Source organism: Kaistia geumhonensis (genome assembly GCF_030815145.1).
Taxonomy (GTDB): domain Bacteria; phylum Pseudomonadota; class Alphaproteobacteria; order Rhizobiales; family Kaistiaceae; genus Kaistia; species Kaistia geumhonensis.
In genome coordinates this window covers 1,521,645-1,534,672 of the sequence record NZ_JAUSWJ010000001.1, presented here as the reverse complement: position 1 = coordinate 1,534,672, position 13,028 = coordinate 1,521,645, and the positions used below count along the sequence as shown (strand labels likewise).

The following is a 13,028-nucleotide window of genomic DNA, read 5'->3' as shown; positions in this document are numbered from 1 at the left end:
GCCTTGCAATCGGTTCGCGCCGGCTCGATCTGAGGGGCTAAGCAAGCAAGGAACGGGACGATGACGACGATCACCGGCGACATCCTCATCGGAGGCGAGGCGCTTCCGGGAGAGGGCGAGCGGAGCTTCCGCGCGACCGACCCCAAGACCGGCGCCAGCCTCGAGCCGGCCTTCGCCTTCGCCGGCGAGGCCGACGTGGACCGGGCGGCGCGACTCGCATGGGACGCGTTCGACAGTTTCCGCGAGACGTCGCTGGATCTCCGTGCCCGCTTTCTCGAGGCGATCGCCGACGAGATCGAGGCGCTCGGTGACAGTCTCATCGAGCGTGCAGCCGCCGAGACGGGCCTCTCGCATCGTCGCCTCGGCATCGAAAGGGCGCGAACGACCTTCCAGCTTCGCCTCTTCGCGAAGGTCGTGCGCGACGGCGAATGGCTCGATCTCAGGATCGATCCGGCGATCCCCGATCGCAAGCCGTCCCCGAGCCTCGACATCCGCCTGCGCCAGATCGGCGTCGGGCCGGTGGCGGTGTTCGGCGCGAGCAATTTCCCGTTCGCCTTCTCGGTCGCCGGGGGCGATACGGCTGCCGCCTTCGCGGCCGGCTGTCCGGTCCTCGTCAAGGGCCATCCGGCGCATCCGGGCACCGGCGAACTCGTCGGGCGGGCCGTGCAGGCCGCCGCGCGGACATGCGGCCTCCCAGCCGGCGTTTTCGCCCTGCTGCTCGGCGGCACGGAGACCGGCGCGGCGCTCGTTCGTCATCCCGCGGTGCGTTCGGTCGGCTTCACCGGCTCGCGCGGTGGTGGCCTGGCCCTGGTGGCGATCGCCGCGGCCCGGCCCGAGCCGATCCCGGTTCATGCCGAGATGAGCAGCATCAACCCGGTGTTCATCCTGCCCGGCGCGCTGGCGTCGCGGACGGAGGAGATCGCGAAGGGCTTCGTCGACTCCCTGTCGCTCGACGCCGGCCAGTACTGCACCAATCCCGGCCTCGTCTATGCGCTGGACGGCCCCGACCTCGAGGCCTTCCTTGCCCATGTCGAGGCGGCGCTGGCGCGCAAGCATGCCGAGGCCATGCTGACGCCCGGAATCCACTCGGCCTTCGACAAGGGCGTCGAGGCGCTGGCGACCAACGGGGCGGTGCAGACGCTCGGCCGCGGCCAGACCGGCGATGATGCCAACAGCTCGCCGCCTGCCGTGTTCCTCACCGACGCCGCCGCCTTCGAGGCCGACGAGCGGCTCGGTCACGAGGTGTTCGGTGCGTCGTCGCTTGTGGTGCGTTGCGCGGATGTCGGGGCCATGCTCGAGGCCGCGGAGCGCATGGAGGGCCAACTGACTGCGACGCTGCAGCTCGACGACGAGGACATCTCCATTGCGCGCCGCCTGCTGCCGGTTCTGGAGCGGCGCGTCGGGCGAATTCTCGGCAATGGCTGGCCGACAGGCGTCGAGGTCGGCTATGCGATGGTGCATGGCGGTCCGTTCCCGGCGACCGCGGACAGCCGGTTCACGTCGGTCGGCACGCTGTCTATCCGCCGCTTCCTGCGGCCGGTCTCCTATCAGAACCTGCCCGAGGCGCTTTTGCCGGAGGTGCTGCGCGACGAAAGCCTGCCGAGGCTCGTCGACGGCAAGCGCGTCTGAACGCTCAGTCGCCGCCGCCGCGATAGCGGCGGACATAGTCGGGGCTGTAAAGCGCGCTGTCGCGGAAACCCTCCGCGGCGAGCGCGGGGCCGACGAGGATCGTGGCGGTGCGGTCGATGCCGCTCGCCTCGACTTCGGCGGCGATGGTCGAGAGAATCCCGCGGATGATGCGCTCGTCCGGCCAGCTGGCGCGGAACACGACGGCGACCGCGCCGTCGGCGCCGTAGAAGGGAACCAGGTCCTCGACAAGGCGCGGCAGGGCCTGGATCGCGAGATGCAGCACCAGCGTCGTGCCCGTGGCGGCAAAGGCGGCGAGCGTCTCGCGCTCCGGCATGGCGGAGGCGCGCCCCGACGTCCTCGTCAGCACCACGCTCTGCGCGACGCCAGGCACGGTCAATTCGCGGCCGAGGGCCGCGGCAGCGGCGGCGAAAGCCGGCACGCCCGGCGTCAGCGTGTAGGGGATGCCGTGGCGTTCCAGCCGCCGAAGCTGCTCGGCGACGGCTGAATAGATCGAGAGATCGCCGGAATGAAGCCGCGCCACGTCGAGGCCGGCGCGATGGGCAGCGAGAAATTCCGCCTCGATGGCGTCGAGATCGAGGGGCGCAGTGTTCACGATCCGCGCGCCCTCGGGGCAGAAAGCGAGCAGCTCCGCCTGTACGAGCGAGCCGGCATAGAGGCAGACCGGACAGCGGGCGATGAGGTCGCGGCCGCGGATGGTGATGAGATCGGCGGCGCCCGGGCCGGCGCCGATGAAATGAACGGTCACGATGAGCCCCCCGCGCCGTCGGTGGCGAGAGCGCAGGTCGCGCCGCCGAAGACGCGTCGTGGCGCGATCAGTCGCGAGCCCGCACCGGCCGCCGCAAGCGCTGCGGCCTCCGCGAGCGAGGGCACCGCGAACAGCGCCACCACCCGCTCCGAGCGCGTGACCGCGCATTCGCCAGCAGCCTGCAACCGATCGGGAGGCACCAGCACCAGCGGCCGTCCGAGTTCGGCGGCGGCCGCGGCGATGCCGGCCTCGCCGCCCTTTTCGGCCGCCGTGGCGACGAGATCGATCTCGTCGGCGGTGAGCGACGCGGCGGCGAGGGCCTCGCCGATCGCGGCCAGCACATCCGCGCGGTCGGCGCCGCGCCGGCAGCCGATTCCGGCGACGATCATGGCTTCGTCCAGCTCCATTGCAGCACCGGCCGTGCCGGCTCCCAGGCCGTCATGCCGGCGAGCGGCGCGGCGCGGTCGATGGCGATGCGGATCAGCCGGCCGCCGCGTTCCTCATGAGCGCCGAGCAGCACGCGCTCCGTCTCCAGCGTCACGGCATTGGCGACCAGCCGACCGCCGGCTCGGACGAGATCGAGTGCCGCTGCGAGCACGCCGGGCCGCGACAGGCCGCCGCCGACGAAAACGGCATCCGCTTCGGGGACGCCCGCCAATGCATCGGGGGCCGCGCCTTCGACCACATCGAGACCGGGCACGCCGAAGGCGGCGGCGTTGGCGCGGATGCGGGCCGCTCGGTCGCCGCGCGGCTCGATCGCGATGGCCCGGCAACGGCGGTCGGCGAGCATCCATTCGATCGCGACCGAACCCGAGCCGGCGCCGATATCGACGAGGCATTCGCCGGGGCGCGGCGCAAGAGCCGACAGTGTCAGCGCCCGGATCTCCCGCTTGGTGATTTGACCGTCGGTTTCGAACAGCGCGTCGTCGAGCCCGGCGGCGCGGGGCAGGATACGCGCGCCCGGCTCGGCCTCGACGGCGATGGCCAGCGTGTTGAGCGGATTGATCGCTTGCATTGCGAAAGATGCCGCCCTGCTGTCGCGCATGCGCTCGTCGGCGCCGCCCATCGCCTCGAGGAGGAACAGCCGGGACGGGCCGAACCCGCTCCCGCAGAGCAGGGCTGCGATCGCGGTCGGCGCCGCGGCGTCGGAGGTGAGTGCGAGGATGCGGGCGCCCGGGAAGAGATGGGGACGCACGAGATCGATCGAGCGGCCGTGCAGCGACAGCATCGTCACCTCGGCGAGCGGCCAGCCGAGCCGGCTCGCGGCGAGGCTGAAGGCGGAGGGCGCCGGCAAAGCGACATATTCGGCCGGCGGCACATGGCGGGCGACCACATTGCCGACGCCGAAGAGGAACGGATCGCCAGAGGCGAGGACCACGGTCGGGGTTCCGCGCCGGGCGAGCAGCGGCTCGATCGTGAACGGGCTCGGCCACTCCACCGCCTCACCCTTGACGTGCGGCGCGGCGAGCGCGAGATGGCGACGGCCGCCGAAAACGGCGGCGGCGGCTTCGATCATGCGGCGGGCGAGGGGCGACAGCCCCTCGACGCCGTCCTCGCCGATGCCGACGATGCCAAGCCAGCGGTCGGCACTCACGACGGAGACCTTTCCAACCGATGGCGACGCGGCTGCTCATTCTCGGCGGAACGACGGAGGCGCGCGCTCTCGCGGGCCGCATCGCGGCCATCGCGGGCTATGACGGTGTCCTGTCGCTGGCCGGCCGCACGGAGCGCCCGCTGCCGCAGCATCTTCCCGTGCGAACCGGCGGCTTCGGCGGCGCGGCGGGTCTCGCGTCCTATCTGAAGAGCGAGAGCATCGCGGCGCTCGTTGTGGCCACGCATCCGTTCGCGGCGCGGATCGCGGCCAATGCCGCCGAGGCGGCTCGTGTGGCGGGCATTCCCGTCGTCAGGCTGTCCCGGCCGCCCTGGCGGGCTGCGAAGGGCGATAACTGGCGAAGCCATCCCTCGCTGGAAGCACTCGTGCAGGGCCTTGCGGGTCCGCCCCGCCGGCTCCTGGTGACGATCGGCCGGCAGGACGCGGCCCGCTTCGCCGGGGCGCCGCAGCATGCCTATGTCTTCCGCAGCATCGAGCCGATCGACCTGCCGCCCCAGCTTGGCCATGCGCTCACGATCGAGGAGCGCGGCCCGTTCTCGCTGGCGAGCGAGACGGAGTTGATGCGCCGCCATGCGATCGAGGCGCTGGTCACCAAGAACAGCGGCGGCGACGCCACGCGCGCGAAGCTCGACGCGGCGCGCGGGCTCGGCCTCGAGGTGCTGATGGTCGAACGACCGCCGGCCCCGGACATTCCCGAGGTCGCGAGCATCGCCGATGTGATCGACTTCCTCGCGCATCACGCGCCTCCCGAGAAGCGCGGCGTATAGACGAGCGGCTGGAGGCCGGGCCGCTCGACGATCCGTGTTTCCGCCGTCCCGATGATGACCAGCGTCGCCATGTCGGCCTGCTCCGCGTCGGCCTCGGCGAGCGGCGCAATGCTGAGTCGCGCGTCGGGGCGGCCGATTGCGCGACCGAAGACGACCGGGACGTCGCCGCCGAGCGTCTGCCGCAACAGCGCGAAGGCGGCGCCGAGCTGCCACGGACGGGCGCGGGAGATCGGATTGTAGAGGGCGATCACGAAGCCGGCCGCCGCCGCGGCGCTGAGTCTCTTCTCGACGACGCTCCAGGGCTTGAGATTGTCCGAAAGGGAGATCGCGCAGAAATCATGGCCGAGCGGCGCGCCGGCGGCCGCGGCGACGGCGAGCATCGCCGTCACGCCGGGAACGATGGCGAGGTCGATCGCGCGCCACGCCGGATCGCCCTTCTCGACAGCTTCGCAGACGGCAGCGGCCATGGCGAAGACGCCGGGATCGCCGCCGGAGACCATGGCGACGCGATGCCCGGCCGCCGCGCTCGCCAGGGCCGCGCCGGCGCGATCCAGTTCCTCGCGGTTGTCGGAGGCGATCTTCACCAGCCCGTCGCGGTCGGCGACGCGGTCGAGATAGGGGCCATATCCATAGATCATCTCGGCGGCGGCGAGCTCGGCATCCGCCTCGGCGGTCCGGTGGTACGCATCGCCCGGCCCGAGCCCGATGACGGCGAGGCGCCCGCTCATCGCAGCGCCTCCCATCCGGGCACCAGCACCAGCGAGAAATAGGGCGCGTCGTCATCCTCCTTGTCGGAGAGCCGCATCGTCAGCGCGCCTTCGGTCGTCGCGCGCTCGACATAGATGGCGCGATCGAGGCAGCCCGCATTCGCGAGCGCACGCCGGACCTTGGGCAGGTTGCGGCCGAGCTTCATGATCACGGCGGCATCGGAACCAGCGAGCCGCGCCGAAAGATCGGCCTCGTCGAGCGTGCCGGGCAGGATCGTCATCACGTCGTCGCCCTGGGCGATGGGTGCACCGGCCGCCGACCAGCCCCCCGACATGCCCGTCACACCCGGAACCACCTCGGTCGAATAGCGCGAGGCGAGGCGGCAATGGAGATGCATATAGGAGCCGTAGAACAGCGGATCGCCCTCCGAGAGCACCGCGACCGTCAGCCCCTCGTCGAGCAGCGCCGCCACCGACGCCGCCGCCTCTTTGTAGAAGCCGCCGATCGCTGCGCGATAGGCGTCGTCATGGCGATGGACTTCGGTGGTGACGGGATAGGCGAGCGGCAACTCGCGCTTGCCGGCGAGACGGCCTGCGACGACCGTGCGGGCGTTGGAGCGGCGGCCCTCCTTGGCGAAATAAGCGACGACATCGGCGCCGTCGATGATGCGCGCGGCTTTCAGCGTCAGGAGTTCCGGATCGCCGGGACCGACCCCGACGCCATAGAGGCGCCCCGTGCCGGCGGGAGATGTGCTCATAGCCGGTCGCTCGCCAGTGCATTGACGGCGGCGGACGCGATGGCGCTGCCGCCGAGCCGGCCCTCGACGATGAGCCACGGCACGCCGATCGAGCTCTCCGCCAGTGCCGCCTTCGATTCCGCCGCCCCGACGAAGCCGACCGGCGCGCCGATGATCGCGGCCGGGCGTGGACCGCCGGCGGCGATGGCGTCGATGAGGTGGAAGAGCGCGGTCGGCGCATTGCCGATCACCACCAGCGAGCCGGCCAGCCGCTCGCCCCAGAGCTCGATCGCCGCGGCGGAGCGGGTCGTTCCAAGGCGTTCGGCCAGCGCGGCGGTGCGCGGGTCGCGCAGCGTGCAGACGACGTCGTTGCCTGCGGGAAGCCGCGCCCGCGTGATGCCGCGCTCGACCATCTCGGAATCGCAGAGGACCGGTGCGCCGGCCATGAGCGCGGCGCGGGCCGCATCGGCGAAGCCGAGACCGAAGCGGATGACCTCGGCGAGCGGGACGAGCCCGGCGGCGTGGATCATGCGCACGGCAACATGCGCCTCGAGCGGCGCGAACCGTGACAGATCGGCCTCGGCGCGGATGATGGCGAAGGATCGCTCGTAGATCGCCGCGCCGTCACGCAGATAGTCGTGCGTCACGGGGCTCGTCTCGGCTCTCTCCTCGGTCGTCGTCGTCACCTGCCGTCTCTCCGGTCATCGCGCCGAGGATGCCGGCCCGTTCCATGCTGTCCAAAGCCGCGCGCGCCGACGTTCCCGGAAGCTTCGTCGCAGCCATCGCCGCCAGGCGGCCCAGGCCGCCGAGCAGTCTGGAACCCGGCGCGATTCCGAGGGGCGCGTCGCGTGCCAGTCCGTCAAGCACGAGTCCCGCCCCGTTGTCGACTCCGACGAGCGCGATCTTGGCCGGCTCAGGATGAGCGCAACCCTTGGCGCAGCCGGAGAGATGCAGCGTGAACGACCCGTCGAGGAGCGGAGCGAGCGCTGCGGCTGCGGTATCCGCCATGAGTCGCGCCGGGATGCGACCCGAGGCGCAGCCTTCGCTGCCGATGCAGGCGGCAATGAAGCGGCGGGGATCGGACGCCTCGGTAACGAAGCCGAGCCGCGCCGCCACGGCGAGCGTCGCTGCGACTGCCTCTGGTGAGCCGGCGAGGAGCAGCGTCCGTTCGGGCGCCGGCGCGAATGCGGCAAGGCCGCATCGGGAGGCGGCCGCCGCGAGTTCATGCAGGGCGACGGCATCCGACTGACCGAAGGGAAAGGCGATGCCCTGCACAGCGACGTCGTATCCCTTGATCGGGCCGATCGCGGCGGCTGTCGCTGCGATAGAGGGCGCGAAGGAGACGTCGGAAAGCCCCCCGACCGCGGCCGCCATCGCCGGCTCGTCCGCCAGTCCGCCCGGCCCCCGCAGTCGCACGCCGGGCCCTCGTGTCGCCAGCGCCTCCAGAAGGGCAAGCGCGGCGTCGACTGCCCGTTCCGCAGCGACCCAGCCGATCCAGTTCGCCTCCCGGGCATCGCCGCCGCCGAGGCCGATGGCCACCCGCCCCGTGCGGAAGGCGAGGCGAAGATCGGCCGAGAGGCCCTGCGGTGCCAGCGGCGAGCCGAGATCGAGCACGATGGTGAATTTTGGCGCCAGGTTCTTCGAGAGACCGGCATCTTGGATGCGGCGATGCAGCTCATGCACTATCGCCGCTGCGTCGATGCCTGCGATCGACGCCAGCGGGTCGATGCTGATCGGGATGCCTTCGTCGAGATCGAAGCCGGCGGCTGCGAGATCGGCAGCCAGCGGACCGGCGCCGGTTTCCGCGAGACCGCGCAGCTGAAGATTGCCGCGCTTCGAAATCTCGACGAGGCCGTTGCCGTGCCGCTCGGCGGCCGAGGCCAGCGCAGCCAGCATCGACGGGGTCATCGGCCGGTTAAGCGGCGGAAGGCGCGCCAGCCAGCCGTCGCCGGTGCGCATCGGCGCGGCGAGGCTCGGACAGGCATTGCGACGAAACGGGTCCATGCCGAGAACAGTAGTGCTCCCGCCCTGGCGTGGCGAGACGGCCCGTCGTCGCGCCTCGGCCGTGGCCAGCGGCGCGGGTCGGTGCCGGCCGGGAGTAGGTCGGGCTGCTCAGACTTCGGGCAGGAGGTCGAGCCGGCGGGCGGCGCGGGCGCGGCGGAAGCGCGCGGCGAGCATTGCGCCCGAGGCCGGATCGGCCGGAGGGACGGCGGCCGCCCGCGGCGCCACCAGAGCTCGTGCCACCGCGAAGCTGCCGTCGAACCAGCCGATGCCGACGCCCGCGATCAGAGCGGCCCCGAGCGCCGAGGCGTCTGCGACCGCGGAATTGACGACTGGAAGGCCGGTCACATCGGCGAGCAATGCCGTCCAGAACGGGATGCGCGAGCCGCCGCCGGTGAAGACGATGCGCTTGCGCCCGCCGACCGAGGCGAGCAGCGCGATGCTCTCCGCAACATCGGTCGTGACGCCTTCGACGATGGCGCTCAGCATATGGCCGCGCCCATGCTTCATGGAGAGGCCGAGAAAGGCGCCGCGTGCCTCGGTGTCGAAAGCGGGGCTGCCGGCGCCGGAGAGATAGGGCAGGAAGACGAGGCCCTCGCTGCCGCGCGGCACGCCCGTCGCCTCCGCCGTCACCGGACCGAACCAGGCGGGATCCGGCTCGGCCGTGCCGGTCGCGACGCTCGCGAGCCAGTTGAGCGCGCCGCCGCCGCCGAAATGCGAGCCGATCGCGTAGAGAACGCCGCGGTCGAGCGAGACATTGATGTTCATTGCGCCGAGCAGCGCCGGCTCAACCCGCGACAGCCCGGCGATCACCGTGGCGCTGGTGCCGATCGTGAGCGCGACGTCGTCCGCAAGATCGATGCCCGTCGCAAGAAGCGTCGCCGCCATGTCGGCCGCGCCGGTCACGACGGAAATGCCGGCGGGGAGGCCGAGCAGGGCAGCGGCCGAGGGAAGCAGCGGTCCTGCGATCGTTTCCGAGCGGCCCAGCGGCGCGAGTTTCGCCGGATCGATACCGGCCTCTTCAGCGAGCGTCCGGTTCCAGTCCCACCGGACAGGGTCGAACAGCATGGTGTTGCCGGAATCGGTCGGATCGCTGCCGACGACACCGGTCAGGAAATGGCGCACGACATCCTTCGGCATCAGGATCGTCGCCGCGCGCGCCCAGACCTCCGAATGATGCTCTTTCCACCAGAGGAGCTTCGGCAGGATGAGATGTGTCGCAGGCAGATTGCCGGACGACGCGGCGAGGGCGGCGACGATGCCCTCCGGAATCGCTTCCGCTTCGGCCGCCGAACGCCGGTCGGTGATGGTGTGGCAGGGACCGAGGGCGCGCCCCTCGCCATCGACGAGCACCGGTGCGCTCATATGGCCGGAGAGCGAGATCGCCTCGACAGGCTCGTCGCGACCGGCGAGGGCGGCGCGGGTCGCGGCGACGGCAGAAGCGATCCAGTCCCCGGGCTCCTGCTCCGACCAGCCGTCGCGCGGCTGACGCGTCGGATAGGCCGCGCGGCCCGTGGCAAGGACCCGGGCGTCGCGGTCGACGAGCACGGCCTTGACCGAGGAGGTGCCGATATCGATGCCGAGGACTGCTGCGCTCATCATGAACCTGAGTGTCGGGGCGCCGCGGGAGGCCGGCAAGGCGCTATTTCACCGCGCCTTCCGTGAGGCCGGCAACGAACCAGCGACCGACGAAGCCGAAGAAGATCACGACCGGCAGGATCGACAGCGAGGCACCGGCCAGCAGCAGGCCCCAGTCGATCTGGTACTGCCCGATGATGCCCGAGAGGCCCACCGGAAGCGTCCGCTTCGCATCGGAGATGATGAGCACCGAGGCGAACAGATATTCCGTCCAGCTCGATACGAAAGCGAAGATCGCGATGGCCGCGATGCCGGGGCGCAGCAGCGGCACGAGAATGTAGAGCGCCGTCGCCAGCCGTGACGCACCGTCGATGGCGGCCGCTTCCTCGAGCTCGCGCGGCAGCGAGGCGAAGAAGGTGCGCATCATCCAGATCGAGAAGGGCAGGGCGAAGGTGACGTTGACGACGACGAGCGCGAGGTCCGTGTCGATCAGTCCGACCTTGGCGAACATCAGATAGATCGGGATCAGGATCACGATCGACGGGAACGCATAGGCGACCATGATCAGCCGGTAGAGGAAGTCGCGCCCCCGGAATTCGAGACGGAAGAACGCGTAGCCGGCGAGGGTCGCCAGCACGACGGTGACGAAGGCGGAGCAGGCCGCGACCAGCGTCGAATTCACGAAATAGGTCGGAAAGGCCGAGGTGCCGAGCAGCTTCTGATAGTGCTGCAGCGTGAAGCTGTGCGGGAAGAAGGTCGGAAAGCGGCTGATGATCTCGCGCGGTAGCTTGAACGACGACGAGCCGACCAGCCACATCGGCAGCAGCACGAGCGCCGCCAGCACGGCGAGCGAAAGGACTAACACCAGCGTGCCGGGAAGCCCGCGCTTCATCGACCGGTCTCCTTCGGCGCGAGGCGGTCGATGAGCAGGATCGCGAGACCGATCATCATCAGGCTGGCGACGACCGACATTGCCGCTGCATCGCCCATCCGGTAGGCCTTGAAAGCCGTCTCGTAGATGAGGACGGGCAGCGTCTCGCTTGCGCCGGCCGGGCCGCCGGCGGTCAGCAGCCAGATGATGTCGAAGACGTTGAAGGACAGCAGCGTGCCCATCACGGTCAGCACCAGCAGCGTCGGCTGCAACAGCGGCCATGTGATGGCCCGGAAGCGCGCAATCGGACCGGCGCCGTCGACCGCCGCCGCCTCGTAGAGATCGGCTGGAATGCGTTGCAAGCCGGCCAGCAGCATGATCGCGACGAAGGGAAACCAGCGCCAGGAATTGATGAGGATGAGACTCGCCAACGCCATGGGGCCGCTGGAGAAGAAGCCGATCGGACGGTCGATGAGACCGATGCTGATCAGGAACGGATTGATCATGCCGCCCGAGGGCGACAGCATCCAGCGCCAGATGATGACGACGACGACGGTCGGGATGATCCAGGTGAGGATGATCCAGATCCGCGCGATGCGCACGCCGGGGAATTTCTCGTTGAGGACCAGCGCCGCGAGCACGGCGAGGACGGTCTGTACCAGCGCGTTGCCGACGACCCACAGGGCGGAAACGCCCAACGCATGCCAGAAGCTGCCGGCGGTGAGCACGCGGGCATAGTTGTCGAGGCCGGAAAACGGTCCTTCGGAGCCGATGACGCGGATGTCGTGCAGCGAGATGTTCACTGCCGAGATCATCGGGACGACCAGCGTGGCGGCGAGAAGGCCGAGCGGCAGCGCCAGCAGGAGAAGCGCGAGCCGGCCGTCTCCCGACTTCGCGCGCGAGGGATTGTGCGATGCCACCGCGGAGCCTTCGTCTTCGGTTGCCGGAATGCCCGGCGGGAGGGGATTTGGCCCTCACCCCGGTCGTCGTGTTCGACGGCGGCCGGGGTGAGGATCGTCAGGCGGGGTTGCTTGTGGGGAGGCCCCGCCTTCAGCCGGTTGGCATTACTTGGTCGCAGCTTCCATCGCGGCCTGGCCAGCCTTGACGGCAGCGGCCGGATCCTCGCCGTTGACGACGACCTTCTGAAGTGTTTCGGCCAGGATGTTCTGGGCTGAGATCGGGCCGATCGCCGGGAAGACGCGGCCGTCGGTGAAGCCGAACAGCTTGCCGTTGGCGGAGTTCGCGATCATCTGCTCGACCTGCGGCTTGTACTTCACGACGAGCGGATCGCTCCAGAAGCTCGCCGACTTGGCACCGTCCGCGGTCACGGGCAGGAAGAGGCCCGGCTCCATGGTCAGGAACTTGCCGTAGGTTTCCGGCTCGAGCAGATAGGCGATGAACTTCTTCGCCGCGTCGCGCTTAGCCGCATCCTTCGCAAGGATGATCGCCGCGTTGGAATAGGCGATCGTGGCCGAGTCCTTCTGGTCGTCGGCATGGGGAACCGCCGCGATGCCGAGCTGGGACGGATCACCGCCGCCCTGCTGGTCATAGGTGCTGATCACGGTGAACTGCAGGATGGAGGCGCAGTTCTCGGAAGCGAAGCAGGCTTCGGCCTCGCCCCAGGTCCAGTTGGCCGCGTCGGGCGAGGAATACTTGTAGAGATCCTTGTAGAAGGCATAGGACTCGACGGTCTTCGGATTGTCGAAGCGCAGCGTGCCGTCGGCGTTGAAGAGTTCGGAAGCGCCGTTGTTGACCATGACGGCATAGGTCGTCTGGTCGGTGTAGAGCTGCTTGTTGGCCGGCAGGCCGACGCCGAACACGCCGTCCTTGGAGAGCTTCTCGGCCGCCGACTTCCACTCGGTCCAGGTCTTCGGGGCCTCGATGCCGGCGTCGGCGAAGGCCTTCTTGTGGTACCAGTAGTTGAGGCTCATATTGTAGAGCGGCACCGCCCAGACGCCGCCGTCATAGCTGTAGGGCTCGACGGTCGCGGGGATGAAATGGTGCTTGGCGTCGAGTTCCTTCACGAAGTCGGCCACCGACTCGAGTTTGTCGACCTTGCGGATGACGGTCGTGAAGTCCGGGATCGCGAACAGGATGTCTGGCTGGTTGCCTGCGGCGATCGATGCCGGGACCTTGGCATAGACCTCGCCCCAGCTCTGCGGCTCCTGGCTGACCTTGATGTCGGGGTTGGCGGCGTTGAAGGCGTCGATCAGCTCCTGCACGCGCTGCACGCGATGCGGCGGCTGCTCCATGTGCCAGATCTTGACCTCGGTCACCGCGAGCGCCGGCAGGGCGCCGAAAACGGTCAGCGCCATCGCGCCGGCCAGTGCATGTCCCTTGAAACGCATGGTCTTTCCCTC

At 69.9% G+C, this 13,028-nt stretch carries 13 protein-coding genes; 2 read left to right on the top strand and 11 right to left on the bottom strand.

Annotated features, from left to right (window positions below):
* Positions 1-60 precede the first annotated feature (60 nt).
* Positions 61-1,629, top strand: a complete 1,569-nt coding sequence (locus QO015_RS07340) for an aldehyde dehydrogenase (NADP(+)) (protein WP_266280394.1) — start codon at positions 61-63, stop codon at positions 1,627-1,629.
* A gap of 4 nt (positions 1,630-1,633) precedes the next feature.
* On the opposite strand, the gene cobM is transcribed toward QO015_RS07340, so the two are convergent.
* Genes cobM through cbiE form a run of 3 tightly spaced genes read right to left on the bottom strand, consistent with a single transcriptional unit; the run spans position 1,634 to position 3,989 of the window.
* Positions 1,634-2,395 carry a precorrin-4 C(11)-methyltransferase gene (cobM, locus tag QO015_RS07335; protein WP_266280395.1) on the bottom strand — a complete coding sequence of 254 codons (762 nt, stop codon included), beginning with the start codon at positions 2,393-2,395 and terminating at the stop codon, positions 1,634-1,636.
* Positions 2,392-2,784, bottom strand: a complete 393-nt coding sequence (locus QO015_RS07330) for a cobalamin biosynthesis protein (RefSeq protein ID WP_266280396.1) — start codon at positions 2,782-2,784, stop codon at positions 2,392-2,394. Before QO015_RS07330 ends, cobM begins: the two co-directional genes overlap by 4 nt.
* A complete protein-coding gene (gene cbiE, locus QO015_RS07325) occupies positions 2,781-3,989 on the bottom strand; it encodes a precorrin-6y C5,15-methyltransferase (decarboxylating) subunit CbiE (RefSeq protein WP_266280397.1) in 1,209 nt (402 codons plus the stop codon). The genes QO015_RS07330 and cbiE overlap by 4 nt, the downstream gene beginning before the upstream one ends.
* A gap of 20 nt (positions 3,990-4,009) precedes the next feature.
* Between cbiE and QO015_RS07320 the strand changes: the two genes are divergently transcribed.
* Positions 4,010-4,774, top strand: a complete 765-nt coding sequence (locus QO015_RS07320; protein WP_266280398.1) for a cobalt-precorrin-6A reductase — start codon at positions 4,010-4,012, stop codon at positions 4,772-4,774.
* On the opposite strand, the gene QO015_RS07315 is transcribed toward QO015_RS07320, so the two are convergent.
* From QO015_RS07315 to QO015_RS07280, 8 genes are all read right to left on the bottom strand, one after another.
* On the bottom strand, positions 4,744-5,502 hold the full coding sequence (locus tag QO015_RS07315) for a precorrin-3B C(17)-methyltransferase (protein ID WP_266280400.1): 759 nt from the start codon (positions 5,500-5,502) through the stop codon (positions 4,744-4,746). The genes QO015_RS07320 and QO015_RS07315 overlap by 31 nt on opposite strands.
* On the bottom strand, positions 5,499-6,239 hold the full coding sequence (locus QO015_RS07310) for a precorrin-2 C(20)-methyltransferase (protein WP_266280401.1): 741 nt from the start codon (positions 6,237-6,239) through the stop codon (positions 5,499-5,501). Before QO015_RS07310 ends, QO015_RS07315 begins: the two co-directional genes overlap by 4 nt.
* Complete coding sequence (locus QO015_RS07305) at positions 6,236-6,904, bottom strand: precorrin-8X methylmutase (RefSeq protein WP_370877404.1); 669 nt, start codon at positions 6,902-6,904, stop codon at positions 6,236-6,238. The genes QO015_RS07310 and QO015_RS07305 overlap by 4 nt, the downstream gene beginning before the upstream one ends.
* Positions 6,843-8,222: a precorrin-3B synthase gene (gene cobG / locus QO015_RS07300; protein WP_266280403.1), complete on the bottom strand. Its 1,380-nt coding sequence runs from the start codon at positions 8,220-8,222 to the stop codon at positions 6,843-6,845. The genes QO015_RS07305 and cobG overlap by 62 nt, the downstream gene beginning before the upstream one ends.
* A 108-nt stretch (positions 8,223-8,330) precedes the next feature.
* Positions 8,331-9,821 carry a xylulokinase gene (locus QO015_RS07295; RefSeq protein ID WP_266280405.1) on the bottom strand — a complete coding sequence of 497 codons (1,491 nt, stop codon included), beginning with the start codon at positions 9,819-9,821 and terminating at the stop codon, positions 8,331-8,333.
* A gap of 40 nt (positions 9,822-9,861) precedes the next feature.
* Positions 9,862-10,689 carry a carbohydrate ABC transporter permease gene (locus tag QO015_RS07290; RefSeq protein WP_266280407.1) on the bottom strand — a complete coding sequence of 276 codons (828 nt, stop codon included), beginning with the start codon at positions 10,687-10,689 and terminating at the stop codon, positions 9,862-9,864.
* A complete protein-coding gene (locus tag QO015_RS07285) occupies positions 10,686-11,588 on the bottom strand; it encodes a carbohydrate ABC transporter permease (RefSeq protein ID WP_266280409.1) in 903 nt (300 codons plus the stop codon). The genes QO015_RS07290 and QO015_RS07285 overlap by 4 nt, the downstream gene beginning before the upstream one ends.
* 144 nt (positions 11,589-11,732) lie before the next feature.
* The gene (locus tag QO015_RS07280; RefSeq protein ID WP_266280410.1) at positions 11,733-13,016 is read right to left on the bottom strand and encodes an ABC transporter substrate-binding protein; all 1,284 of its coding nucleotides are present in this window, start codon (positions 13,014-13,016) and stop codon (positions 11,733-11,735) included.
* Positions 13,017-13,028 lie beyond the last annotated feature (12 nt).